Below are 24,665 nucleotides of genomic sequence, written 5' to 3' on the forward strand. Positions count from 1 at the left end.
GTTCTCTCAGATTCCCTTGATCGTGATGGCGACGGTGGAGCCCTCCGGGGCGGTCAGCCCGCCCTCGACGGACTGGCCCGTGACCTCGTCGCCGAGGAAGGGGAAGCTCTTCTCCACCTTCACCTCGAAGCCCGCCGTCTCCAGCTTCTCGCGGGCCTCGTCGGTCGACAGGCCGACGACGTCCGGCACCTCGACCGGGCGCGGGCCCTTGGAGACGGTCAGGGTGACCGCGTCGCCCTTCGCGGCCCGGCTGCCCTCGGCGAGGGACTGGGCGGCGACCGATCCGGCGTCCTCGGGGGAGTGGACCCGCTCCGGCGCGACGGAGACCTTGAGGCCGGCCTCCTGGAGGGCGGCGGTGGCGTCGGCGACGGTCTCGCCGGTCACGTCCGGGACGTCGACCGGGGCGCCCTTGCTGACCACCAGCGCCACGGCCGAGTCCGGGGCCCGCTCGGTGCCCGGCTCCGGGTCGGAGGCGATCACCGCGCCCTGGGCGACGGTCGTGCTGAAGGCGGAGGTGACCACGCCGGGCGCGAGGCCCTGCTCGGTGAGGATCCGCCTGGCCTCGTCGAGCGGCTTGTTCTTGAGGTTGGGGACCTTCACGATCTCCGGGCCCCGGGAGAGGGTGAGCGTGACGGTGGCGTGGCTGCGGACCCGCTCGCCGGGCGCCGGGTCGACGGCCATCACGGTGCCGCGCTCGTACACGTCGCTGAAGGCGCGCTTCGTCGTGCCCAGCTCCAGGCCGGCGTCGGCGAGCCGCTCGCCCGCCGCCCGCTCGGTCTGGCCGAGGACGGCGGGGACGCGGGTGAACTGGCCGGCGTTGATGTACCAGACGCCACCGCCGAGACCCAGGGCGAGCAGCACGCCGAGGACGATCAGGAGGGGGCCGCGCGGCGCCGTGCGACGGTTCGCGCGGCGGGGTCCGGCCGCCGGGGGCTCGGGCGTGGCGAGGCGGCTGGTGTGCTGCACGGCGTGCGGGTCGGTGGCCTCCGGCGCGGGCACCGGGCGGGCGATCACGCTGGTGCGGTCCTCGCCGGTGTCCCGCTGCTCGGTCCTGGCCCGCGGCGGCAGCGCGTCCAGCTGCTCGTCGGTGAGCGCGGCCCGCGCCTCCCGGAGCAGGGCGAGCAGCGCCACGGCGTCGTGCGGCCGCACCTCGGGGTTGCGGGCGGTCGCGGCGGCGACCAGCTCGTCGAGTCCGAGGGGCAGTCCGGGGACGGCGGCGGACGGGGCCGGCACGTCGGTGTTCAGGTGCTGGTACAGGACCTGGGCGGGGGTGTCGCCGGAGTGCGGCTTGCCGCCCGTCAGCATCTCGTACAGGACGACGCCGCAGGCGTACACGTCGGCCCGGGTGTCGGCGGTGCCGTGCTCGATCTGCTCGGGGGCGAGGTACGAGACGGTGCCGAGGACCGCGCCGGTGGTGGCGGTCGCCGAGCCGACCGAGCGGACGAGCCCGAAGTCGGCGACCTTGACCCGGCCGTCGTCCCCTATCAGGACGTTCTCCGGCTTCATGTCCCGGTGCACGAACCCGGCCCGGTGCGCGGCGCCCAGCGCGGCGAGGACCGGCTCCAGGATGTCCAGGGCGGCGCGGGGCTGGAGGGCGCCGCGCTCGCGGAGCACGTCCCGGAGGGTGCAGCCGGAGACGTACTCCATCGCCAGGTAGACGTACGCGCCCTCGGCGCCCTGGTCGAAGACGGCGACCACGTTCGGGTGCGCGAGGCGGGCGACGGACTTCGCCTCGCGGATGAACCGCTCGACGAAGGCCGCGTCGGCGGCCAGGGAGGGGTGCATCACCTTGAGCGCGAGGACGCGGTCGAGGCGGGTGTCGACGGCCCGGTAGACCGTGGCCATCCCGCCGACGGCGATGCGCGCGTCGACGCGGTAGCGGCCGTCGAGCAGCCGCCCGACGAGGGGGTCCTGAAGGGTCGTGTCCACGGCGTCGAGTCTACGAGCCGGTACGGACCCGCCCCGCCCCCCGGCCCCGACCGCAGCACGCTTGTGACGTACCCCGCTCGGGGCCGGCTCCGGGGGCGGGCTCAGAAGGCGGGGCGCTCCGGGTCCAGCCGGGCCAGGCCCTCCGTCGGCGAGGAGGCCTCCGCGAAGTGGCGGCGGGGGATGCGGCCCGCGCGGTGCGCGAGGCGGCCCGCCTCGACCGCGTGGCGCATCGCCGAGGCCATCAGGACCGGCTCCTGGGCCCGGGTCACGGCCGAGGCGAGCATCACCGCCGCGCACCCCAGCTCCATCGCGAGCGCCGCGTCCGAGGCGGTGCCCGCGCCCGCGTCGAGGATCACCGGCACCCCGGCGCGCTCCACGATCAGCTCGAAGTTGTGCGGGTTGCGGATGCCGAGGCCGGAGCCGATGGGGGAGCCGAGCGGCATGATCGCCGCGCAGCCCACGTCCTCCAGCTTCCGGGCCAGGACCGGGTCGTCGTTGGTGTAGGGGAGGACGGTGAAGCCGTCGTCCACCAGGGTCTCGGCGGCGTCGAGGAGCTCCACCCCGTCGGGGAGGAGGGTCCGCTCGTCGGCGACCACCTCCAGCTTGATCCAGTCCGTGCCGAGGGCCTCCCGGGCCAGCCGGGCCGTGAGGACCGCCTCGCCGGCCGTGTAGCAGCCCGCCGTGTTCGGCAGGACGCGGATGCCGAGCCGGTCGAGGACGGAGAGGACCGAGCCCTGCACGGTGGGGTCGAGGCGGCGCATGGCGACCGTGGTGAGTTCGGTGCCGCTCGCCACCAGGGAGCGTTCGAGGACGTCCAGGCTGGGGGCGCCGCCGGTGCCCATGATGAGCCGGGAGGAGAACTCCGTACCGCCGAGGGCGAACACGTCGTCGGACATCGCGCTCAGCCCCCCTGCACCGCGGTGAGGACCTCGACCCGGTCGCCGTCGGCGAGCAGCGTCGCCCCCCACTCGCCGCGCGGCACCACCGTCTCGTTGACGGCGGCGGCGACCCCGGACGGGGCGGTGGTGAGGCCGGTGACCAGGGCCTCCAGGGAGACGGGGGCGGCGAGCACGCGGGGCTCGCCGTTCACGGACACGTTCATGCGGGCTGCTCCTGACGTGCGGAGAGGGCGGTGGGGAAGCGGCGGGGGGAGAAGGGGCGCGCCTCGTCGGGCAGGACGCCGGTGGTGAGCACCTCCGCCATGACGTCGCCGGTGACGGGGGTGAGGAGGATCCCGTTGCGGTAGTGGCCGGTGGCCAGGTCGAGGCCGGGCAGGGCGGTCGGGCCGAGCATCGGGGCGTTGTCGGGGGAGCCGGGGCGCAGTCCGGCGAGGGTCTCGGTGAGCGGCAGCTCGGTGAGGCCGGGGACCAGCTCGTGGGCGTCGCGGAGGAGCTCGTACACCCCGCCGGCGGTCACCGTGGTGTCCCAGCCCAGCTCCTCGCTGGTGGCGCCGACGACCAGCTCGCCGTTCTCGCGCGGCACCAGGTAGACGTGGCTGCCGCGGACCACCGCCCGCACGGTGCGGGAGAGGAAGGGGGCGTACGGGGCGGGGATCCGCAGCCGCAGGACCTGGCCCTTCACCGGGCGGACCGGCGGCAGCACCGACGGCGGCACGCCCGCGAGCCGGCCGCTGAGGCTGCCGGCGGCGAGGACGGTCCGGCCTGCGGAGAGCGCCGTGCCGTCGCGCAGGACGGCTCCGGTCGCCCGGTCGCCCGCCACCGTGAGCCGCTCGGCGAGCGCCCGGTGGAAGACCACCCCGGCCCGCTCGCAGGCGGTGAGCAGCGCGGCGGCCAGCCGGCGCGGGTCGACCTGGTGGTCGCCGTCGACCCGGAGTCCGCCGCGCACCCCGGGCGCCAGCATGGGTTCGAGGCGGCGGCACTCGCGGCCGCTGAGCCACTCGGAGTCGAGTCCGCAGCGGGTCTGGAGGGCGTGCAGTTCGCGCAGGTGGGCGCGGTCGTCGGCGTCGAGCGCGACGGCCAGGGTGCCGCAGGCGCGGTAGCCGACGTCGAGGCCGGTGGCCTCCTCCAGCTCGGCCGTGAAGGCCGGGTAGCGCGCGGCGGAGGCGAGGTTGAGCCCGAGGAGGGTCTCCTCGCCGTAGTGCAGTTCGGTGACGGCGGCGAGCATGCCGGCCGCGACCCGCGCGGCGCCGCCGCCCGGTTCGGGGTCGGCCACCGCTACGGTCAGTCCGCGCTGGGCCGCCCGCCAGGCCGTGACGAGGCCGATGACGCCCCCGCCGATCACGAGGACGTCGGTGACCTGATGGTCTTCTGTTCCTTCGGAAGAACGCATGGGCGTTCCCGCCCCTCCCTTCGCCGGCATGACCCGGATCAGGTTCGTACGGTCGGAGGCCGGTCAGCCTCCCTCTCAGCCCGGTGCGTCCGGGCTCCCGCGAGTGGTGTGTGCCCGCCACCCTAGCCCCCGTCGGCGGAGCTCCACAGGGGGCCTCCTATCTGACGGTTCGTCAGATGCGTATGGTGGGCGGGTGAGCGAGCAGAAGCAGACCCAGCGGCACGTGGTGATCGTCGGCGCGGGCATGGCGGGCGTACAGACCGCCGTCGCCCTGCGCGAGCAGGGCTTCGAGGGCCCCGTCACCCTCATCGGCGCCGAACCCCACCAGCCCTACGACCGGCCCCCGCTCTCCAAGGCGGTCCTCCTCGGAAAGGCCGAGCACTCCGCCTTCGACGTCGACTTCGAGTCACTCGGCGTCGACCTCCGCCTCGGCCTCGACGTCACCGGACTGCGCCCCGCCGACCGCGAACTCGACACCGAGGCGGGCCCCGTCCCGTACGACGCCCTCGTCCTCGCCACCGGCGCCCACCCCCTCACCCTCCCCGGCACCGAGGGCGTCCCCGGCGTCCACCTGCTGCGCACCCTCGACGACGCCGTCCGCCTCGGCCCCGTCCTGGCCGGCGGCGGCTCCGTCGTCGTGGTCGGCGCCGGCTGGATCGGCGCCGAGTTCGCCACCGCCGCCCGCGAGGCCGGCTGCGCCGTCACCGTCGTCGAGGCCGCCCCCCTCCCGCTCGCCGGCGCCCTGCCCGACGAGGTCACCACCGCCATGGCCGGCTGGTACGCCGAGAGCGGCGCCGAACTCCTCACCCACGCGCGCGTGGCCACCGTCCGCCCCGGCGCCGTCGTCCTCGCCGACGGCCGCGAACTCCCCGCCGACGCCGTCGTCGTCGGCATCGGCGCCCGCCCCGCCACCGACTGGCTCGCGGGCTCCGGCATCGCCCTCGACCCCAGCGGCGCCGTCACCGCCGACGAGCGGCTGCGCACCTCCCTGCCCGACGTGTACGCGGTCGGCGACTGCGCCTCCTTCCCCTCCGCCCGCTACGGGGAGCGCCTCCTCGTCCACCACTGGGACAACGCCCTCCAGGGCCCCCGCACGGTCGCCGCCGACCTCACCGGAGCCGACGGCGCCGCCCCGGCGCCGTACGACCCCGTCCCGTACTTCTGGTCCGAGCAGTTCGGCCGCTTCGTCCAGTACGCCGGCCACCACACCGGCGCCGACACCCTCGTGCGGCGCGGGGACGCGTCCGGCGCCTCCTGGGCGGTGCTCTGGCTGCGCGACGGAGTGCCGGTCGCGCTCCTCGCCGTCGGCCGCCCCCGCGACCTCGCCCAGGGCCGCAAGCTCATCGAGGCCGGCACCCCCGTCGACCCCGAGCGGGCCGCCGACCCGGCCGTGCCGCTCAAGTCCGCCGTCCGCTGACAACCCGGACGGCGGCGGCCGGGGCGGGCCCGACTACCGACTGTCGGTCCCGGATGGCAGGCTTGTCCCGTGACCGAGATTGACGCAAACATCGATGCTCTCGTCCCCGCCTGGCTCTACCTCCCCGACATCGCGGAGATGCTCGACGTCGAGGTGACGCGGGTGCGGCAGCTGGTGAAGGAGGGCCAGCTGATCGCCGTGCGCCGCGGAGAGAACAACGCGCTCCAGGTGCCCGCCGCCTTCATCCAGGGAGACAAGGTCGTCAAGGGCCTCGCCGGCACCCTGACGCTCCTGCGGGACGACGGCTTCTCCGACGAGGAGATGCTGGAGTGGCTCTTCACCGAGGACCCGAGCCTGCCCGGCACCCCCGCGCAGGCCCTCGGCGAGAATCGCGGTACGGAGGTGAAGCGCCGCGCCCAGGCGCTCGCCGTCTGACCCACCGAAACCCGGGACGCCCGAGTCCGTGACTCCGGGGGTCCGAGACACCCCGGAGCCCGGGACACCGGCTTCCGGACACCGAACCACCACCGCCGGTGCCGCGGCCCCCGCGCCGCGGCACCGGCACCACCCGACGGGGGGAACCACCATGCCCACGCCTCGTGAGCGGCTCGCCGACGCCCGGCTCTACCTGTGCACCGACGCCCGGAAGCGCCAGGGCGACCTGCCCGCCTTCCTCGACGCCGTGCTCTCCTCCGGCGTCGACATCGTGCAGCTCCGCGACAAGGGCATGGAGGCCGGCGAGGAGCTGGAGCACCTCGCCGTCCTCGCCGAGGCCTGCCGCCGCCACGGCAAGCTCCTCGCCGTGAACGACCGGGCCGACGTCGCCCACGCCATCGGCTCCGACGTCCTCCACCTCGGCCAGGGCGACCTGCCCGTCCCCGCCGCCCGCGCCGTCCTCGGCGACCAGGTGCTCATCGGCCGCTCCTGCCACGCCGAGTCCGAGGCCGCCGCGGCCGCCGCCGAACCCGGCGTCGACTACTTCTGCACCGGCCCCTGCTGGCCCACCCCCACCAAGCCCGGGCGGTACGCCCCCGGCCTCGACCTGGTGCGGTACGCCGCGGGGCTCGCCCAGGACCGCCCCTGGTTCGCCATCGGCGGCATCGACGAGACCAACCTCGACCAGGTCCTCGACGCCGGAGCCCGCCGCATCGTCGTGGTCCGCGCGCTCACCGAGGCCGACGACCCGGCCGCGGCCGCCGCCTCCCTCGCCAAGCGCGTCCGGGAGCGGGCAGGCGCCTGACGCCGACGGCCCGCCCCCGCGGGATCCGCCCCGACGACCCGCCCCGGCGGGCCTCGTACCGCTGTCCGAAAAGGTGTCCACTCCTCGGACGCGGATACCGCGCCCCGCTGGACCCCGTCTAACCTGCCCGTATGGCCCTTGGAACCGCTTCCGTCCGTACGGACCGCGCCCGCACGGTCCGCGAGATCCTCGCCGCCGGGACGTCGTACTCCTTCGAGTTCTACGCGCCCCGGACGGCCAAGGGCGAGCAGGTCCTCTGGAACGCCATGCGCCGCGTCGAGGCCGTCGGCCCCAGCTTCGTCTCCGTGACCTACGGAGCCGGCGGCTCCACCCGCGGCGGCACCGTCAAGGCCACCCAGAAGATCGCCTCGGACACCACCCTCACCCCGGTCGCCCACCTCACCGCCGTCGACCACTCCGTCGCCGAGCTGCGCAACGTCCTCGGGCAGTACGCCGACGCCGGCATCCGCAACATGCTGGCGCTCCGCGGCGACCCGCCGGGCGACCCGCTGGGCGACTGGGTCGAGCACCCCGAGGGCGTCCGGTACGCCGCCGACCTGGTCCGGCTCATCAAGGAGTCCGGCGACTTCTGCGTCGGCGTCGCCGCCTTCCCCGAGATGCACCCCCGGTCCGCGGACTGGGACACCGACGTCCGCCACTTCGTCGACAAGTGCCGGGCCGGCGCCGACTACGCGGTCACCCAGATGTTCTTCGACCCCGAGAACTACCTGCGGCTGCGCGACAGCGTCGAGAAGGCCGGCTGCGAGACCCCGATCATCCCCGAGGTCATGCCCGTCGTGAACGTGAAGACGCTCGACCGGCTGCCCCAGCTCAGCAACGCCGCCTTCCCCCCGGATGTGAAAGAACGCATCCTCGCGGTCAAGGACGACCCCGCCGCTGTACGCTCCATCGGTATCGAGTTCGCGACGGAGTTCTGCGCGCGCCTGCTGGCCGAGGGTGTCCCCGGACTGCACTTCATCACGCTCAACAGCTCCACCGCGACGCTCGAGATCTACGAGAATCTCGGACTGCACCAGCAGTCCTGACCGGTCGTACCCGCCCCGACCCGCGGCGGAGGCCGTAGAGAGGGGCGGCGGGGCATGGGGTGGACGGTCCTCTACATCGCGTTCGGCCTGGTGGCGCTCTGGCTGCTCGGCGAGGTGCTCCTCCAGTACAAGGCACGGCTGCGCTGGCGGATCCTCGCCTTCTGCGGCTTCCTCGGCGTGGTCGCCGGCGTGCTCCTTCCCTCCGTGGCGGTGATCGTCGCCGGCGCGGTCGCCTTCGCCGTCGGCCAGACCTTCGTGACCCTCTCCTTCCGCCGCGGCTTCTCCACCGGCTGGGCGATCGGCGGCACCCCCGGCGCCAGCCGCCGCCGCAAGGCGGGCCCCGCCCCCGAGGCCGGCCCCACCCTGGAGGTCTCCGGCTTCTCCTACGACGACCCCGCCGCGGCCCACACCCCCGGCCCCGACGCCGAGGGACCGCTCCCGGCCGACGCCCCCGCCTACGTCCACGAACCGCAGCCCCTGCCCGAGGACACCGGCCAGTACGGCGTCTACGACCCGCAGCCGTCCGGCTACGCGCAGCAGCCCGGGTACGACACCACCGGCTACGCCTACGACACCTACGCCGCCGGCTACGAGCAGCAGCAGCCCGCCTACGACTACGGCACCGCCGGCGCCCCGCAGCAGTACGCCGCCTACTCCGACCCGTACATCGGCCCCGGCACCGACGGCCAGCAGTACACCCAGTACTACGGCGACCCCTACGCCCCCTCGTACGCCTACGACACGCCGCCCGGCGGCGTCTGGGTCCCGCAGCAGCGCGACACGGACCAGCCGCCGCCGCAGGCCTACGCGCCGGGGCAGTACGGCTACGAGCAGCAGCACCAGCAGCCGCAGGACGAGCAGTCCCCGTACCGCTACTGAGCCGACGGGGAGGGCTGGGGCCGGCTCACTGCGAGCCGCGGAACTCCGCGCCCTCCACGATCAGCCCGGCCACCAGCGCGCCCGACATGCCCGCGTGGGCGAGCCCGCCGCCCGGATGCGACCAGCCGCCCGCGAAGTACAGGCCGGGCACGGGGGAGACGTTGGCGGCGGGCAGCCACCGCCCCCGGGCGTCCGCCAGCGCCGGACCCGGCACCTCGGGCGTCCCCGTCGCCTCCCGTACGTCCTCCGGGGTGCGGACCTCCTGCCAGAGCAGCCGCTCCGCCAGGCCCGGCACGGCACGCCCCGCGGCCTCCACGAGCCGCCCCGCGAGCCCCGACCAGTCCTGTCCCTGCGCCAGGTCCACGCGCGCGGAGACCGTCACCGACTCGTGGTCCGCGTCGGGCCGCAGCACCGGGTCGTCCGGCCGCAGCACGGTCGCCGTCGGCCGGCTCCCGTCCCCGTGGACGACCGTCCGGTGCGCGGCGCCCTCCTCGCGGCCGCCGCGCAGCGCCAGCAGGACCGTCAGCCGGCCCGTGCCGTGCCCCTGGAACGCGGGCCACTCGTCGGCGCGCTCCCAGGGCACCACCTGCTCGCGGTAGAGCGCCGGCACCGGCGCGCCCGCGACCACGTGGTCCGCCGCCACGGTCTCGCCCGACTCCAGCCGGACCCCGGCCGCCCGGCCGCCCTCGGTCACCACCTCGTCCACGCGCGCGTCGAAGACGAACTCCACCCGCCGTTCCCGGCAGCGCTCGTACACCGCGTCCGCGAGCGCCCGGATCCCGCCCGCCACGTACCAGCTGCCGAAGCTCTGCTCCATGTACGGCAGCACGGCGGCGGACGCCGGGGCGTCGGCCGCCGGGAAGCCGTACGCCTCCGCGTACGAGTCCAGAAGCGCGATCAGCCGGGGGTCGCGCAGCTCCCGCTCGCCGACCTGGGCCAGCGTCCGCGTCGGACGGCGCAGCAGCCCCGCCTTCGGCGCCGGGTACGGCTCCCGGGCGAGCGCCTTCGGGTCGGCGGGCCGCGGCTCCTCCAGGAGCGGGCGACGGGTCCGGTCCCACGCCTCACGGGCCCGCACCAGGAAGTCCCCCCACCGCTCGCCCGCGCCCGCGCCGAGCGCCGCGTCCAGGGCGGCGACCGTGCCGGCCCGCGAGGCGTTCGGCAGGTCCACGCGCGTGCCGTCGGCGAAGACGTGCCGGGCGGCCGGATCCACCTGGCTCAGCCCGACGCACTCCTCCAGCGGCCTCTTCCCCGTCTTCACGAACAGGTCGCGGTAGACCGCCGGCAGGTGCAGCAGCCCGGGGCCGGTGTCGAAGGCGAAGCCCTCGCGCTCGAAGCGGCCCACCGCCCCGCCGTACGCCGACGTCCGCTCGTACACCGTCACCGTGTGTCCGGCGACCGCGAGCCTGGCCGCCGCCGCCATGGCGCCGAGACCCGCGCCGATCACCACAATCCGTCCCATGTCAGGGACCCTATCGGCCCCCGCCGACAGACCGGTCCGCAGGTGGACCGCCCTCCGCCGCCGCCAGCCTGCGCTCCTCGCGGCGCTGCGCCCGGCGGCGCAGGAACCGCCGGATCCTGGACGCCAGGAAGACCAGCAGCCAGATGCCGAGCGCCAGCAGCACGGCGGCGATCACCGCCGCCGCCACCGGATGGAATATCGCGAAGGTGATGACACCGGCGACCGCGAGATCCTCGCCCGTGCTGATCGCGATGTTGGAGAACGGCTCCGGCGAGGTGTTCACCGCCATCCGCGTCCCCGCCTTGACCAGATGGCTCATCAGCGCCGTCGACCCGCCGATCGCCCCCGCCGCCAGCTCCGGCAGCGAACCGCTCTCGCCGGCCAGCAGCGCGGCCACCACGGCACCCGCGACCGGCCGGATCACCGTGTGGACCGAGTCCCACACGTTGTCCATGTACGGCACCTTGTCCGCGACCGCCTCGATGAGGAACAGCACGCCGGCCGCGATCAGGACGTCCGTGCGCTGGAGCGCCTCGGGCACCTCGTCGGTGAGCCCGGTCGCGCCGAAGACACCGAGGAGCAGGACCACCGCGTAGGCGTTGATCCCGCTCGCCCAGCCGCTCGTGAAGACCAGGGGGAGTACGGACACGCTCGTGATCGTAACGAGGCCGCGCCCGTCCGTCACGGGCGTCGGCTGAGTATCCGTACCTAGGCGCCGAGATGAGTACCCGCGCGGATGGGGCGGGACCCGCCGGGAGGAGAGAGTGGAGCCCACGGAAGGGGCGCGGCTCCCGAACCGCCGACACGGGGCGGCGGAGCGGGGCCGCGCGCCTGCCGGCACGGGGGACGTGCACGGGGGTGTACGAAAGGAAGCGCCGGTCCGGCGTGGCTCGGGGGGATCGAGCCTCGCGCGGACCGGCGCTTTTCGTTGCGTGGATCCAATCTCCGGGATCCAACGTCCGGGTTTCAGGATCCTGGATCCGATATCCAATGTCCCGGATTTCGGATCCAACCTCCTGGATCCAACCTCCTGGATCCAACCTCCTGGATCTTGGATATCGGATCCAGGATCCGCTTCAGCAGCCTCCGCCCACGCGCCCGTGCAGCAGCAGGGACAGCGCCGCGTGGACGTCGTCCAGGGAGCGCTCGCTCTGGAAGGCCTTCCAGTCCAGGGCGGCGACGAGGACCATGCCGACCAGGGCAGCCGCCGTGAGCTGGACGTCGATCTCGTCGCTGAGTTCGCCCGCCTCGACGCCGTCGCGCAGGACGCCCTCGACGACGGCGACGGCCTCCTGGCGGACGACCAGGAGCGTGGAGTTCCAGGCGCGGTTGGTGCGCCAGAGCTCGGCCACGTACAGCTGGGTGAAGGCGGGGTAGCGGTCGATGAAGACGAGGCCGGCGCGGATCATCGCGTCCAGCGCGGCGACCCGGCTGCCGCCGCTCGCCGCCGTCTCCTCGGCCGCCGTCCGCAGGGAGGCGGTGAGGAGGGAGACGCCGTGGCGCAGCAGCTCCTCGAAGAGCTCGGTCTTGCTCTTGAAGTTGTAGTAGACCGTGCCCTTGGCCACCCCGGCCCGCTCGGCGATCTCGTCGACCGTCGTGGCCGAGAAGCCCTGCTCGGCGATGAGGGTGACGGCCGCCTCGTAGAGCTTGGCGCGGGTGGCCTGGCGGCGGGTGCTGCTGCTGTCCATGGGGTCGATTCTCACAGAGGCCGGGCCGGTCACAGCGACAGCTCGGGGTGGAGCCGGTCCAGTGTCCACACCTGCTTGCGGCGCGCGGTGACCGCGGTCAGGGCGAGCGCGCCCAGGGTGAAGGCGGCGAGGACGGCGACCGCCTCCCAGACCGGGGCGAGGCCGCCGCCGGAGATGAGCCGGCGCAGCGCCTCGACCACGTGGGTCATCGGCAGGAAGGGGTGGACGGCGTTGAAGAAGCCCGGGCTGGTCTGCACCGGGTAGGTGCCGCCCGCCGAGGTCAGCTGGACCATGAGGAGGGCCAGGACCAGGATCCTTCCGGCCGCGCCGAAGCGGGCGTTGAGCCACTGGATGATCGCGGCGAAGCAGCAGGTCACCAGGGCGAGGAAGCCGACCGTGCCGGCTGCCCTGGCCATCTCCAGGCCGAGGCCCCAGTGCAGGACGGAGAGCAGCGCGCCGACCTGGAGGACACCGATCGCCGCCACCGGGAACCAGCCGGCCAGCGCGATGCGCCAGGCGGAGGCGCCCGCGGCGAGGGCCCGCCGGTTCATCGGCTGGATGATCATGTACGCGACCATCGCGCCGACCCAGAGGGAGAGCGGGATGAAGTACGGGGCGAAGCCCGTGCCGTAGTTAGGCGCCTTGTGGAGCGACTGGGCGGCCAGCTGCACCGGGTCGGCCATGACCTCCGTGCGCCGGTCGCGCTCCTCCTTGTCGTAGTCCGGGATCTGGTCGACGCCGTCCTTGAGGCCGGTGGCGAGCGAGCCGGAGCCGTCGGCGAGCTTGAACAGGCCGCCGTCGAGGTCGCCGGCGCCCTTCTTGAGTTTGCCGACGCCGGTGTCCAGGCTGACCGAGCCCGCGCGGGCGCCGGTGACGCCGGTGTGCAGCTGCGCGGCGCCGTCGGCGACCTTTTTCGCGCCCTTGTTGAGCTCGTTGATCTTGCGGATGGCGCCCGCGACGTCCTCGTCCAGGTGCGGGGCGCGGGCGGCCAGCTCGTCCGCCTGCTTCTTCAGCTTCTTCAGCCGCTCGTCGAGCGTCTTCAGGTCGCCGTCGCTGCCCTTGGCCAGCCGGTGCACGTCGTCCGCGACGGTTGCGACGTCCCCGGCGTTGGTCGACGCCTCCTTCAGGGCGGCGCAGAACTCCTTGTTGTCGGGGAGGGCGAAGCCCTCGGGCAGGGTCACGCCCTCCGGCAGCTCGATCGGCGGGGTGGTGCCGGGCTTCGCGCAGGACTCGCGGTGCAGCCGGGACAGCGTGTCGTCGGCCTTGTGGGCGGCGGTGCGCAGCAGCGGGGCGCGGCGGACCAGGTCCTCCAGGTCGTTGCGGGCCGCGGTGGCCGAGTCGGAGACCAGCTTGGCGGTGTCGCGGATGGAGGTGCCGTTGTTCGCGAGGTACGGGCGGACCTTGTCGGCGGTGCCGTTCACCTTGTCGGCGAGCGCCTGGGTGCCGTCCGCGACCTTCCGCGTACCGGTCTGGACGTCCTTGGATCCCTTGTCCAGTTTCTTCAGGCCGGCGGCGAGGTCGCTGCTGCCGGTCTTGGCGTCGGTCAGGCCGTCGGTGAGGTCCTTGGATCCCTTCTTGGCCTTGTCCACGCCCTTCTTCAGGTCGGCGGCGCCCTTGGCGGCCTCGGCCGTGGCCTCGTGGATGTCGGAGAAGGAGATGAAGATCTTGTCGAGGAAGGTCCGCGAGGACTTGGTGGAGGCGGCGGTGCGCACCTCGGAGAAGACCGTCCGCGAGATCTGGCCGACGATGTAGTTGTTGGAGTCGTTCGTCCGGACCTTCAGGGCGCCGGTCTCGGGGGAGTCCCCGGAGCTCGACGCGATCCGCTCGCTGAAGTCGCCGGGCACGGTCAGGGACAGGTAGTACCGGCCGTCCTCGACGCCCTCGCGCGCCTCGGCGTCGCTCACCTGGTGCCACTCGAAGGTCCTGCTGTCGAGCAGCCCCTCGGTGATGTCCTCGCCCGCGGTGATCCGCTTGCCGTCGGCGGTGGCGCCGCGGTCCTCGTTGACCAGGGCGACGGGCAGCCGGTCGAGCCTGCTGTACGGGTCCCAGAACGAGTACAGGTACAGGGCGCCGTACAGCAGCGGCAGCAGCAGGACCGCGACGAGCGCGGCGCGCGGCAGCTTCCCCCTGCCGAAGCGCCTCAGCTCAAGCGCGGCCAGTTTCGGCGAGCGCATCGTCCGCCCCCTCCTCGATGGTGTCGTCGTCTTCGGCGGTGTCGTCGGCGCCGTCCTCGGCGGTCTTCCCGGCGGTGTCCTCGGCGCCGTCCCCGGCCGCGCTCTCCGCGTCCGGGTCCGCTACCGCGGGCGCCTCGACCGTGGTGATCCGCAGGGCGCCGGCCGGGGCCTCGCTGCAGACGGCGAGGACGGTGGTGCCGGCGTCGGCGACCGCGCGCAGCAGCGCCCAGGCCTCGGCCCGGTCGGCGTCCGACAGCTTCAGGTCCGTGTCGTCCACGCCGAGCAGCCGGGGCCGGCCGATCAGGGCCAGCGCGATGGACAGCCGCAGCGCCTCCAGGCGCTCCAGGTCCCGTACGGAGGTCCGGTCGCCCTTCGGCAGGGCGGCGAGGTCGAGCCCGGCGGCCGCGACGGCCTCGTCGATCCGGGCCCGGGTCTCGGCGGCCCGGGTGCCCGGGCGGCGCAGGAGGGCGCGGACCGAGCCGTCGAACCGGTGCTGGAGCAGCGCCCGCTCGCGCAGGTGCTCGGCCACGGTCAGGGACGGGTCGAGCTCGCTCACGCCGGGGACCTGTCCGAGCGCGGCGATCCGGCGTACGGCGGCCATCCGGCGCGGCAGCGGCAGCCCGCCGATCTCGGCGGTGCCCTCCTTGGTCTTCATCCGGCCGGTGAGCGCGAGCAGCAGACAGGTGCGGCCGGTGCCGGACGGGCCTTCGAGCGCCACCAGGGACCCGGCCCCGGCGCGGAAGGACACGTCCCGGAAGGCCCAGCCACGGGGGCCCTTGAGCCCGAGCCCCTCGACGACGAGGCCGGCCCCCTCCGGAGACGGTCGTGTGGTCAGGTCGTCGGATCCCATGGATCCACCCCCCGCTTCCCACTTTTGAACTGACTGGTCAGTCCAAAAGTTACCCGTGAGTTGCTCTGCTGGCAAAACCCCAGGTCAGGGTGATTGTCAGTGGGTGCCTTCACGATGGACACAGACGGCGACAAGGCCGTCACCCGACGACAGGAGGCTCGTCATGGCCAGTCCTTTCGCAGCAGCCGACGTCCACCCCGTGTCCCGCAGGACCGGAGCCCCGCCCGCCGCCCTCGACCTGCTCGCCAAGGCCCGCGCCGGGATCGACGAGGCCGCGGCCCTCGACCGCCCCCACGAGAGGTACGCCACCGCGCACCTCGCCGCCCTGCGCGCCGCGGCCGCCGTCCTCGCCGCCCGCGCCCGCCCCGTGCCCCGCACCCGCCGGCGCCAGGCCATAAGGAGCGCCTGGGAGCTGTTGCCGCAGCTCGCCCCCGAGCTCACCGAATGGAGCGCCCTCTTCGCCGCGGGCGCGCCGCGCCGCGCCCTCGCCGAGGCGGGCGTCGCCGCCGCCGCGAGCGCGCGCGAGGCCGACGACCTCGTCAGGGACGCCGCCCACTTCCTGCGCCTGGTCGAGCGGCTGCTCGTGCTCCAGCCGGTGCTGCCCCGGCAGCCCCCGGCGGACGGCGCCGCCGGTTGATCCGCGCGGCATCGCCGAGGCCATAGGGTGGGGAGGTCCGACCCCGTCACCGAGGAGTCAAGAGCCGTGCCGGACCCTTCCGCTGTCTTCGGCCGTGAGGCGTCGTCGCGCCCGTCGCGCGCCTCCCTGCGCACCGCCGTCGTCTGGGACGTCCTCAAGGACGCCCTCGACCGCCGGGTCGCCGGCACCGGGCGGGCCGTCCTGGACGTCCTGGACACCGGCGGCGGCTCCGGCAACTTCGCGGTGCCGGTGGCCCGCCTGGGCCACCGCGTCACCGTCGTCGACCCCAGCCCCAACGCGCTCTTCGCGCTGGAGCGCCGCGCCGCCGAGGCCGGGGTCGCCGAGCTGGTGACCGGCGTCCAGGGCGACGTCCGCGGGCTCTTCGACGTGGTCGAGCGCGACGCCTACGACGCGGTGCTCTGCCACGGCGTCCTGGAGTACGTGGACGACCCGGCCGAGGGCGTACGGAACACGGTGGCCGCGCTCCGTCCCGGCGGGGCGCTCAGCGTCCTCGGCGCCGGGCTCGGCGGCGCGGTCCTGGCCCGCGCCCTCGCCGGGCACTTCACCGAGGCCCGGACCGCGCTCGGCGACCCCGACGGGCGCTGGGGCGCGGGCGACCCCGTGCCCCGGCGGTTCACCGCCGAGCAGCTGACCGGCCTCGCCGAGGAGGCCGGGCTCTCCGTGAGCGCCGTCCACGGCGTACGGATCTTCGCGGACCTGGTCCCCGGCGTCCTCGTCGACACCGAGCCCGGTGCCGCCGAGGCGCTGCTGAAGCTGGAGGCCGCGGCGGCCGAACTGGCCGCCTTCCACGCCGTCGCCACCCAGCTCCACGTGCTCGCCGAGAAGCCCGCCTGATCGGGTGGAACCCAGGGGCCCCGCCACCCGTTCGGAGGTGTGGGCCCCGCTCTGCGACAGGCCGCCCCATATGCGGCTTCGCGCCGTATGATCGAGGGAAACCATCCGGCATGACGGGCGGGCGGCTGGGGAATCAACGCCTCACCAACCGAACCGCGTGGCGGCCCGGATGGGCTGATCGGCATTGAGGGCGGGTTTCACGGGGGCGATTCCCTGCCTATCCTGAAAGGGCCGCAACCGGTCGCCCCCGCGACCGACGACTAGGAGGACTCCGTGCCGCTCTCGGAGCACGAGCAGCGAATGCTCGAGCAGATGGAGCGAGCGCTGTACGCCGAAGACCCCAAGTTCGCGACAGCGCTCGAGGGAAGCGGGCTGCGCACGTACACCCGGCGACGGGTGTATCAGGCAGTCGTCGGCTTCCTGGTGGGTATCGCGCTCCTCATGGCCGGACTGGTCTTCTACGAGGACGGCCTGATCTGGATCAGCGTGGTGGGATTCCTCGTCATGCTGGGCTGCGCGGTTCTGGCGGTCACCGGATGGCGCAAGGCGCCGAAGCCGGGTGAGCAGGCGCAGCAGACGGGTCGGGGCCGGCAGGTCCAGGCGCGACGCTCGATGATGGACCGGATCGAGGCGCGGTGGCAGCGCCGCCGCGACGAGCAGCAGGGCGGCGGCCACTGACGCGGCCCTGAGCGGAGACCCCGCACCCCCGAACCCTCGCCCCGCCGGCCCCGAGCCTCGGCGGGGCGCAGTGTTTTCCACCCACCGGGGCGGTGCCCACGCTGTTCCGCCGTTCGCGGGTGCCTCCGCACACGCGCCTGAACCCGCACCCGTACGAAGCCGTACATCGGGGTGCGGGTTCAGGCGCGTAGGGCCTTGGCCCGGCAAGGGGCGCCGTCAGGTCGTCACAGGGTGCCGCGGAGGCCCGGGGTTCGGGTTTTGAGGGCGGTCCACTTCGTGGAGGCGGACCAGTGGAGGCGGGCGGCCGAGCGGGGGGCCAGCAGGGCTCGGAGGCGTACCCCGCGGGTGGCGTTCGCGTGGAAGGCGGTGCGGACGCGGGCCGCGTCCTCGGCCAGGCCCGCCACCGGGCGGGGAGACGGGGCGTAGAGGGCCTCCTCGACCGCCCCGGCCACGCGGTGGACCGACTCCGCCGCCGCACCCGTCAGCTCACCCGCCCGGACGATCCGCTCCGCCGTCCGCCGCGGCGTCTGCGCGTCGTCCGGTTCGAGCCCGTAGTCCCAGGCCGTGTCGCCGATCTCCCGCCACACCGTCAGCGGTCCCCCCGAGGGGCCGAGCCGGCGGGCCCGTACCCGGGTCCGCCAGAGGAGCGGGGTGAGCGGGAGGGCGAGGACGAGCAGGCCCGCCAGGGTCCAGGCGGCGACCTTCAGGAAGTCCGTGCCGCCGCCGGAGGACGCGTCGTCCGCCGCCGTCGCGGGCTGACCGCACTCACCGAGGCGCCGCATCTCCGGCGGGCAGCTCTCCGAGGCGCTCGGTGCCGCCGAGGGCTGGGCCGAGGCCGCGTCCGAGGGCTGCGCCGGACCGGTCGGGCCGGTGGTGGGAGAGGTCTGCCGGGTGTACGCGGGGGTGAAGCCGCGGGACGGCGTCGGCTCGAAGCGGGTCCAGCCGGCGCCCTCGAAGTACAGCTCGGGCCAGGCGTGGGCGTCCCGGATGCCGACCGAGACCGAACCGTCGGACTGGCTGGTGCCGGGCATGAAGCCGACCGCGACGCGCGCCGGGATGCCCAGCGTGCGGGCCATCGCCGCCATCGAGAAGGAGAAGTGGATACAGAATCCCTTCTTGTCCTTCAGGAAGCGGGAGATCGCCTCCGTGCCCGTCCCGGACGTCACGTCGACGTCGTACCGGAAACCGCCGTCCTCCGAGAACCAGTCCTGGAGCCGGACCGCCCGTTCGTAGTCGTTGGCCGCGTCCTTGGTGACCTCCAGGGCCGTCGACTTCACGTCGGCGGGCAGGCTGCCCGGCACCTTGGTGTACTCGCGGAGCAGCGCGTCCGGAGCCGGGCCCGCCGCGGCGAGCTGCTCGGCCGTGGGCTGCACGTCGAGGCTGGTCACCTGGTAGCGGACGCCCTTGGTGGTCTGCTTGTCGTCGCCGACGAGCATCCGGCCGGCCGGCTCGAACCGCCAGCGTCCCTCGATGTCGACCCGGGCGGCCGGGAACGGCATCGGCAGCCACTTCTGGTCGTACCCCTCCGAGGCGACGAAGTTGCTGGTCACCTCGGCGGTGCGGACGGACTGCGCGAGGCCGTCCGGCCACGGCAGCGACTTCGGCACGGCCTCGATCGGGCGGACCGAGGACTTCCACGAGGTGCCGTCGAACTGGTCGAGGGCGACGAGCCGCAGATAGAGATCGCTGTTGTCCAGGGCGTTGGTGCGGTAGCGCAGGACCTCGAAGTCCTCCGGCTGCCGCAGGTTGTCCTGGAGCGAGACCAGCGGGTTCACCGCGGCGATGGTGCCGCCGCCCCCGCCGCCCCCGCCCGCGGCCCCTCCGCCGCCGGTGCCCAGGAGCCCGCCGGAGAAGCCCGGCAGGACGAGCGGCACGACCAGGGCGGTGCCCATGGCGACGGCGCCGATCCGGCGGCCGGTGCGCACCGGGGCGAAGGACGTCCCGGTGCCCACGAGCGAGCCGGACCGGCCGCTGCGCTGGGCGCCGCCGAAGACCCGGCCCCAGGCCGAGAGCCGGTCACGGCCCTCGGCGAGGAGCAGCAGGAGGTAGCCGGCGGCGGCGAGCACGAACCAGAGCCGGCCCGCGCCGCCCCCGGAGAGCCCGGCGGCCACCGAGTACAGCGCGAGCAGCGGCAGACCCGCCGGGGCGGCGCGGCGGAAGGTGACCGCCAGGACGTCCACGAGCAGCCCGATCGCCAGCACCCCGGCGACCAGCATCAGCCGGATGCCCTCGGTGTCCGGGGCGGGGATCGCGTAGGTGCCGACGTCCTCGGCGCCGAGCCGGAACAGCTCGGCCACGTGCTGGACCGCGAGCGGCCCCGGCAGGAAGCCGAGGAGCGCCTGCTCGCGGGCGAAGACCACGGTCAGCGCGAGCACGCCGACGAGGAGCTGGGCGCCGACCGTCAGCGGCCGTGCCAGCGGCACCCGCCGGCACAGCATGCCGGTGCCGCTCTGCAGGGCGAGCAGGAAGGCGGCGGTGAAGATCCAGGTGGCCGGCTTGACCAGCGGCAGCAGCGCGCCGGCGGCCATCAGGGAGGCCGCCCAGGCGGCCAGTGTCAGGCGGGTGAGCCCGCTCATGCCCATCCTCCGTAGCTGTCTGCGGCGGCGGTGTCCCGCAGCGCCCCGGCGGCCTCCTGCCAGAGGTCGGCCATCCGGCCCCCCGGCGGCACGGAGACCACGGTCCAGCCGGCCTCGCGCAGCTGCCGGATCCGGGCCTCGACGGCCCCGGTCACGGCGCCGGCGGTGAGCCAGGAGCCGGAGTCCAGGACGAAGGCGACGGCCGCGCCGGCGCGGGCCCGCATCCGTCCGGCCAGCGCGGCCTGCTCCTCGTCGAGGTCGCCGAGGAAGGCGACGAGCAGCCCGTCGCCGCCGGTACGCAGCACGTCGGAGGCGCGGGAGAGCCCGGCGCCGTCGGAGTGGTCGACGATCGCGAGGGTGTCCATCAGGAGCCCGGCCGTCTCCGCGGAGTCGCCGGTGGTGGTGCCGGCGTACCCGCCGTCGGAGCCCTCGCCGGGGACGGCGGTGCCGGTGTCGGTGAGCAGCCGGACCGCGTAGCCCCGCTCCAGCATGTGGGTGAGGACGGAGGCGGCGCCGGAGACGGCCCACTCGAAGGCGGAGTCGGGGCCCGAGCCCTGGTAGCCGGCCCGGCGGGTGTCGAGGAGGACCGTGCAGTGGGAGCGCTGGGGCTGTTCCTCGCGGCGGACCATCAGCTCGCCGTACCGGGCGGTGGAGCGCCAGTGGACCCGGCGCAGGTCGTCGCCGATCCGGTACGCGCGCGGGATGACGTCGTCGTCGCCGGCGAGGGCGAGCGTGCGCTGCCGGCCCTCTCCGTACCCGGAGGCCTCGCCGCCCAGCCGGACGGCGGGCAGCGGGGTGGTGCGCGGGACGACGGTCAGGGTGTCGTACGCGTGGAAGGAGCGGGTCAGCTCGCACATCCCGAAGGGGTCGCTCAGCCGGAGCTGGAGCGGGCCGAGCGGGAAGCGGCCGCGCAGGTCGGAGCGGACCCGGTAGGAGACCTCGCGGCGGCCGCCGGCCTCGACCCGGTCGAGGACGAAGCGGGGGCGGGGGCCGAGCATGTACGGCACGTGGTCCTGGAGCATCAGCAGCCCGGTGGGGAGCTTGGAGATGTTCTCCATGCGGAGCTGGACCCGGGCCTCGGTGCCCGCCTCCACCCGCTGCGGGGTGAGCCGGCGCGAGGTGGCGACCCGGTAGCGGGTGCGGTGCAGGACGAAGGCGCAGATCAGCGGCAGGCTGGCGAGCAGCAGGCCGACCCGGAGCAGGTCGGCCTGGCCGAGCACGTAGGCGCAGACGGCGGCGGCCGCCCCGGCGGCCAGGAAGGACCGGCCGCGGGTGGTGAGCCCGCCGAGGGCGGCCCGCAGGCCGCCCCGGCCGTCCTCGGCCCGGGGGCCCGAGTGGTCGTCGGCCCGCTGCCCCTGGGGTGCGGCGGGGGTCGCCATCACAGCTGCCGGCCCCCGGGCTGCCGGCCGTAGAGCGGGCCGGCGGGCGGGGCCGCGGACGGGACGGGGGTCCGCTGGAGGATGTCGAGGACGACCTGCTCGGCGTTGCGCCGGTTGAGCTGGGCCTGCGCCGTGGGCAGCAGCCGGTGCGCGAGGACCGGCACGGCGAGCGCCTGGAGGTCGTCGGGCAGCACGTACTCGCGGCCGGCGAGGGCGGCGGAGGCCCTGGCGGCCCGCAGCAGGTGGAGCGTGGCGCGCGGGGAGGCGCCGAGCCGCAGGTCGGGGTGGTTGCGGGTGGCGGCGACGACGTCGACGGCGTACCGCCGCACGGCGTCGGCGACGTGCACCGTGCGGACCGCCTCGATCAGCTTGAGGATCTCGTGGGCGTGGGCGACCGGCTGGAGGTCGTCCAGCGGGTTGACCGCGCCGTGCACGTCGAGCATCTGGAACTCGGCCTCGGCGCTCGGGTACCCGATGGAGACCCGGGCCATGAAGCGGTCGCGCTGGGCCTCGGGCAGCGGATAGGTGCCCTCCATCTCGACCGGGTTCTGGGTGGCCACGACCATGAACGGGCTGGGCAGTTCGTAGGTGTGCCCGTCGATGGTGACCTGGCGTTCCTCCATGGACTCCAGGAGCGCGGACTGCGTCTTGGGCGAGGCGCGGTTGATCTCGTCGCCGATGACGATCTGGGCGAAGATCGCGCCCGGCTTGAACTCGAACTCCCGGCGCTGCTGGTCGAAGATCGACACGCCGGTGACGTCCGACGGCAGCAGGTCGGGCGTGAACTGGATGCGGCGCACCGAACAGTCGATGGACCGCGCGAGCGTCTTGGCGAGCATGGTCTTGCCGACGCCGGGTACGTCCTCGATGAGGAGGTGCCCCTCGGCGAGCAGCACCGTCAGCGCGAGACGTACGACCTCGGGCTTGCCCTCGATCACGCTCTCCACCGACCCGCGGACCCGCTCCGCGGTGGTGGTCAAGTCTGTGAGGCTCGCTCGGTCGTCATAGGTCGTCACCCCGGCCCTCCTCGGCCTTGCAGGAACACGGACACCTGCCCCCGCCGGGATGGACGGGGGGTGTCACCCGGGCATTCTCATGGGGATGGCCGGGCCGTGTCACTCGCCTGTGGACAACCGTGGGCGGAATGCCGGGGTTTGTCGTCTTACGCGGCGGCGGAAGATGTGCTCGGGCCGGTGCCGGAACCATTCTCCACAGGGTGGATCTCGCGCAGCAAGCCCGTCGTCACGTCGAAGACGAAGCCCCGGACGTCGTCCGTGTGCGGCAGGAACGGCGAGGTCCGCACCCGCTGCATCGACTGCCGCACGTCCTGGTCCACGTCGCGGAAGGCCTCGACCGCCCAGGCCGGCCGCTGGCCCACCTCGTCCTCCAGCTCGTGCCGGAAGTCCTCGGTGAGCGACTCCAGGCCGCAGCCGGTGTGGTGCACCAGCATCACGGCGCGGGTGCCGAGGGCGCGCTGGCTGATGGTGAGGGAGCGGATCACGTCGTCGGTGACGACCCCGCCCGCGTTGCGGATGGTGTGGCAGTCGCCGAGTTCGAGACCGAGTGCGGCGTGCAGGTCGAGCCGGGCGTCCATGCAGGCCACGACGGCGACGCGGAGCACCGGCCGCGCGTCCATGCCCGGGTCGGTGAAGTCGGCGGCGTACCGCGCGTTCGCCTCGACGAGCCGCTCGGTGACCGAGTCACCGGCGCCGGGGGAGGGGTGTGCGGAGGTCGTCATGGCTCGACCGTAGTGGGCACCACCCGCGCGGGCCCGCTGTGAGAAGAGGACAAAGAGCGCCAATGAACCCGCGTGTGAGCTAACCCACAGCGACCGTCGCGTGCGCCGATCGAGTGAACCGTCCGGAATGTCCGCCACCGCGTCCGGCGCCGCGCGGCGCGCCAGCCGGTTGATTGACCGGCCCCCTCCGTGGACTAGAGTGACGCGGAGTTCCTGGAGACAATCGAGCGATTTGAAGCGGTTTCTCCCCCGTGTGCGCGGCGGCACCCACGGCTCGGCCTCCATCCCGCTCGCCGTGCCCGTTCTGAGAGGGTGCGTTGAGCAACGACCGACACGTCCCGGTGATGCTCCAGCGGTGCCTGGACATGTTGGCCCCTGCCCTCCAGAGCCCGGGAGCGGTCGTGGTCGACTGCACCCTGGGCCTCGGCGGACACAGCGAGGCCCTGCTGCGCGCCTTCCCCGAGGCCCGCCTCGTCGCCCTGGACCGCGACAAGGAGGCCCTGCGCCTCTCCGGCGAGCGGCTCGCCCCCTACGGGGACCGCGCCACCCTCGTCCACGCGGTCTACGACGAACTGCCCGAGGTCCTCGACCGGCTCGGCATCGACAAGGTCGACGGCGTCCTCTTCGACCTCGGCGTCTCCTCCATGCAGCTGGACGAGGCCGACCGCGGTTTCGCCTACGCGCAGGACGCCCCGCTCGACATGCGCATGGACCAGACGACCGGCATGAGCGCCGCCGAGGTCCTCAACACCTACCCGGCCGGCGAGCTCGTCCGCATCCTGCGCGCCTACGGCGAGGAGAAGCAGGCCAAGCGGATCGTCTCCGCCGTCGTCCGCGAGCGCGAGAAGGAACCCTTCAGCAACAGCGCCCGGCTCGTCGAGCTCATCCGCGACGCCCTCCCGCAGGCCGCCAAGCGCACCGGCGGCAACCCCGCCAAGCGCACCTTCCAGGCCCTGCGCATCGAGGTCAACGGCGAGCTCAGCGTCCTGGAGCGGGCCATCCCGGCCGCCGTGAAGGCCCTCGCCGTCGGCGGCCGGGTCGCCGTCCTCTCGTACCACTCCCTGGAGGACCGGCTGGTCAAGCAGGTCTTCGCGGCGGGCGCGGCCACCACCGCCCCGCCCGGCCTCCCGGTCGTCCCCGAGCAGTACCAGCCCCGCCTCAAGCTCCTCACCCGCGGCGCCGAACTCCCCACCGAGGAGGAGGTGGCCGAGAACCGCCGGGCCGCCCCCGCCCGCCTCCGGGGCGTCGAGCGCATCCGGGAGGACGTGCTGTGAGCGCGGCCAGGGGGCCGCTCAAAGGCCGGGCCGCGCGCCTCGGACGGCTGATGCCGTCCGGGCCGAGCACGGCCGCCCGCACCCCCTTCGTCCTGCTCGTCGTCCTCCTCCTCGGCGGCGGCCTCATCACCCTGCTGCTGCTCAACTCCGCCCTCAACCAGGGCTCCTTCAAGCTGCGCGAGCTCAAGGACCGCACCACCGAGCTCACCGACGAGGAGCAGGCGCTCCAGCGCGACGTCGACGCCGACGCCGCCCCCGACGCCCTGGAGCGCCGCGCCCGCGAGCTCGGCATGGTCCCCGGCGGCAGCCCCGCCTTCCTCGGCCCCGACGGCAAGGTCCTCGGCGAGCCCACCGTCGCCGCCTCCCCGAAGCCGTCCCCCAAGCCCTCGTCGAAGCCCTCCCGCACGTCGGCCCGCGTCCCGGACCGCACCGGCGACCCGGCCCCGCCCGGTACGGGGCAGAGCCCCGCCCCCGGCACGAGCACCGCCCCCCGCTCCACGGCCACGGCGCCGAAGACCACCGCGCCCACTCCCACGACCTCCGGCAGGTGACCGAGC

General features: G+C 74.4%; 23 protein-coding genes and 1 riboswitch. Of the genes, 10 read left to right on the top strand and 13 right to left on the bottom strand.

The genetic code is table 11. The features are described 5' to 3' along the window. Positions 1 to 6: 6 nt before the first annotated feature. The 4 genes from pknB to thiO form a co-directional block, all read right to left on the bottom strand. The gene (gene pknB, locus ABZ621_RS03815) at positions 7 to 1,929 is read right to left on the bottom strand and encodes a Stk1 family PASTA domain-containing Ser/Thr kinase (protein ID WP_360600347.1); all 1,923 of its coding nucleotides are present in this window, start codon (positions 1,927 to 1,929) and stop codon (positions 7 to 9) included. 101 nt (positions 1,930 to 2,030) lie between these two features. Continuing rightward, a complete protein-coding gene (locus tag ABZ621_RS03820; protein WP_360600349.1) occupies positions 2,031 to 2,825 on the bottom strand; it encodes a thiazole synthase in 795 nt (264 codons plus the stop codon). A 5-nt stretch (positions 2,826 to 2,830) separates the two neighbouring features. Continuing rightward, a complete protein-coding gene (gene thiS / locus ABZ621_RS03825; RefSeq protein WP_360600351.1) occupies positions 2,831 to 3,031 on the bottom strand; it encodes a sulfur carrier protein ThiS in 201 nt (66 codons plus the stop codon). Next, positions 3,028 to 4,218, bottom strand: a complete 1,191-nt coding sequence (thiO, locus tag ABZ621_RS03830) for a glycine oxidase ThiO (protein ID WP_360600353.1) — start codon at positions 4,216 to 4,218, stop codon at positions 3,028 to 3,030. The genes thiS and thiO overlap by 4 nt, the downstream gene beginning before the upstream one ends. Next, a riboswitch (TPP riboswitch) is annotated at positions 4,216 to 4,329 on the bottom strand. (Overlaps the previous gene by 3 nt.) A gap of 82 nt (positions 4,330 to 4,411) precedes the next feature. Here thiO and ABZ621_RS03835 point away from each other — a divergent pair. From ABZ621_RS03835 to ABZ621_RS03855, 5 genes are all read left to right on the top strand, one after another. Continuing rightward, the gene (locus ABZ621_RS03835) at positions 4,412 to 5,635 is read left to right on the top strand and encodes an FAD-dependent oxidoreductase (RefSeq protein WP_360600355.1); all 1,224 of its coding nucleotides are present in this window, start codon (positions 4,412 to 4,414) and stop codon (positions 5,633 to 5,635) included. Positions 5,636 to 5,704: 69 nt separating this feature from the next. Next, the gene (locus tag ABZ621_RS03840; protein WP_189945140.1) at positions 5,705 to 6,070 is read left to right on the top strand and encodes an Rv2175c family DNA-binding protein; all 366 of its coding nucleotides are present in this window, start codon (positions 5,705 to 5,707) and stop codon (positions 6,068 to 6,070) included. Positions 6,071 to 6,221: 151 nt separating this feature from the next. Continuing rightward, positions 6,222 to 6,875, top strand: coding sequence for a thiamine phosphate synthase (gene thiE, locus ABZ621_RS03845; RefSeq protein ID WP_360600358.1), 654 nt, complete (start codon positions 6,222 to 6,224; stop codon positions 6,873 to 6,875). A gap of 131 nt (positions 6,876 to 7,006) precedes the next feature. Next, positions 7,007 to 7,921 (top strand): methylenetetrahydrofolate reductase [NAD(P)H], encoded by a 915-nt coding sequence (gene metF, locus ABZ621_RS03850; protein WP_360600360.1) that lies wholly within the window; start codon positions 7,007 to 7,009, stop codon positions 7,919 to 7,921. A gap of 54 nt (positions 7,922 to 7,975) precedes the next feature. Then, a complete protein-coding gene (locus tag ABZ621_RS03855) occupies positions 7,976 to 8,800 on the top strand; it encodes a hypothetical protein (RefSeq protein WP_360600362.1) in 825 nt (274 codons plus the stop codon). Between the two features lie 25 nt (positions 8,801 to 8,825). Here ABZ621_RS03855 and ABZ621_RS03860 read toward each other — a convergent pair whose 3' ends face one another. From ABZ621_RS03860 to ABZ621_RS03880, 5 genes are all read right to left on the bottom strand, one after another. Next, positions 8,826 to 10,259 carry an NAD(P)/FAD-dependent oxidoreductase gene (locus ABZ621_RS03860; protein ID WP_360600364.1) on the bottom strand — a complete coding sequence of 478 codons (1,434 nt, stop codon included), beginning with the start codon at positions 10,257 to 10,259 and terminating at the stop codon, positions 8,826 to 8,828. Between the two features lie 10 nt (positions 10,260 to 10,269). Then, positions 10,270 to 10,908 (bottom strand): DUF4126 domain-containing protein, encoded by a 639-nt coding sequence (locus tag ABZ621_RS03865; protein ID WP_360600366.1) that lies wholly within the window; start codon positions 10,906 to 10,908, stop codon positions 10,270 to 10,272. 427 nt (positions 10,909 to 11,335) lie between these two features. Beyond that, a complete protein-coding gene (locus tag ABZ621_RS03870) occupies positions 11,336 to 11,947 on the bottom strand; it encodes a TetR/AcrR family transcriptional regulator (RefSeq protein ID WP_360600368.1) in 612 nt (203 codons plus the stop codon). Positions 11,948 to 11,976: 29 nt separating this feature from the next. Next, positions 11,977 to 14,121, bottom strand: coding sequence for a YhgE/Pip domain-containing protein (locus ABZ621_RS03875; RefSeq protein ID WP_360600370.1), 2,145 nt, complete (start codon positions 14,119 to 14,121; stop codon positions 11,977 to 11,979). Next, positions 14,093 to 14,971 (bottom strand): ATP-binding cassette domain-containing protein, encoded by an 879-nt coding sequence (locus ABZ621_RS03880; protein ID WP_360600372.1) that lies wholly within the window; start codon positions 14,969 to 14,971, stop codon positions 14,093 to 14,095. The genes ABZ621_RS03875 and ABZ621_RS03880 overlap by 29 nt, the downstream gene beginning before the upstream one ends. A 163-nt stretch (positions 14,972 to 15,134) precedes the next feature. On the opposite strand from ABZ621_RS03880, the gene ABZ621_RS03885 reads away from it, so the two are divergent. The 3 genes from ABZ621_RS03885 to ABZ621_RS03895 all read left to right on the top strand — a co-directional run bounded on the left by ABZ621_RS03885 (position 15,135) and on the right by ABZ621_RS03895 (position 17,141). Then, positions 15,135 to 15,608, top strand: coding sequence for an SAV_6107 family HEPN domain-containing protein (locus tag ABZ621_RS03885; protein WP_169085679.1), 474 nt, complete (start codon positions 15,135 to 15,137; stop codon positions 15,606 to 15,608). Positions 15,609 to 15,674: 66 nt separating this feature from the next. Then, positions 15,675 to 16,463 (top strand): methyltransferase, encoded by a 789-nt coding sequence (locus ABZ621_RS03890; protein WP_360600374.1) that lies wholly within the window; start codon positions 15,675 to 15,677, stop codon positions 16,461 to 16,463. A 273-nt stretch (positions 16,464 to 16,736) separates the two neighbouring features. After that, positions 16,737 to 17,141, top strand: a complete 405-nt coding sequence (locus ABZ621_RS03895) for a DUF3040 domain-containing protein (protein ID WP_360600376.1) — start codon at positions 16,737 to 16,739, stop codon at positions 17,139 to 17,141. A 224-nt stretch (positions 17,142 to 17,365) separates the two neighbouring features. Here ABZ621_RS03895 and ABZ621_RS03900 read toward each other — a convergent pair whose 3' ends face one another. The 4 genes from ABZ621_RS03900 to ABZ621_RS03915 form a co-directional block, all read right to left on the bottom strand. Continuing rightward, positions 17,366 to 19,717 (bottom strand): DUF3488 and transglutaminase-like domain-containing protein, encoded by a 2,352-nt coding sequence (locus ABZ621_RS03900; RefSeq protein ID WP_360600378.1) that lies wholly within the window; start codon positions 19,715 to 19,717, stop codon positions 17,366 to 17,368. Further along, a complete protein-coding gene (locus tag ABZ621_RS03905; protein ID WP_360600380.1) occupies positions 19,714 to 21,096 on the bottom strand; it encodes a DUF58 domain-containing protein in 1,383 nt (460 codons plus the stop codon). Before ABZ621_RS03905 ends, ABZ621_RS03900 begins: the two co-directional genes overlap by 4 nt. Beyond that, the gene (locus ABZ621_RS03910) at positions 21,096 to 22,112 is read right to left on the bottom strand and encodes a MoxR family ATPase (protein WP_360600382.1); all 1,017 of its coding nucleotides are present in this window, start codon (positions 22,110 to 22,112) and stop codon (positions 21,096 to 21,098) included. The genes ABZ621_RS03905 and ABZ621_RS03910 overlap by 1 nt, the downstream gene beginning before the upstream one ends. A gap of 146 nt (positions 22,113 to 22,258) precedes the next feature. After that, complete coding sequence (locus ABZ621_RS03915) at positions 22,259 to 22,834, bottom strand: carbonic anhydrase (RefSeq protein ID WP_360600384.1); 576 nt, start codon at positions 22,832 to 22,834, stop codon at positions 22,259 to 22,261. Between the two features lie 317 nt (positions 22,835 to 23,151). Between ABZ621_RS03915 and rsmH the strand changes: the two genes are divergently transcribed. Then, positions 23,152 to 24,108, top strand: a complete 957-nt coding sequence (rsmH, locus tag ABZ621_RS03920) for a 16S rRNA (cytosine(1402)-N(4))-methyltransferase RsmH (RefSeq protein WP_360600386.1) — start codon at positions 23,152 to 23,154, stop codon at positions 24,106 to 24,108. Continuing rightward, entirely contained in the window at positions 24,105 to 24,659 is a 555-nt protein-coding gene (locus tag ABZ621_RS03925; protein WP_360600388.1) for a septum formation initiator, read from the top strand. The genes rsmH and ABZ621_RS03925 overlap by 4 nt, the downstream gene beginning before the upstream one ends. Positions 24,660 to 24,665 lie beyond the last annotated feature (6 nt).

Source organism: Streptomyces sp. NPDC007863 (genome assembly GCF_040633895.1).
In the GTDB taxonomy this organism is placed as follows: Bacteria; Actinomycetota; Actinomycetes; order Streptomycetales; family Streptomycetaceae; genus Streptomyces.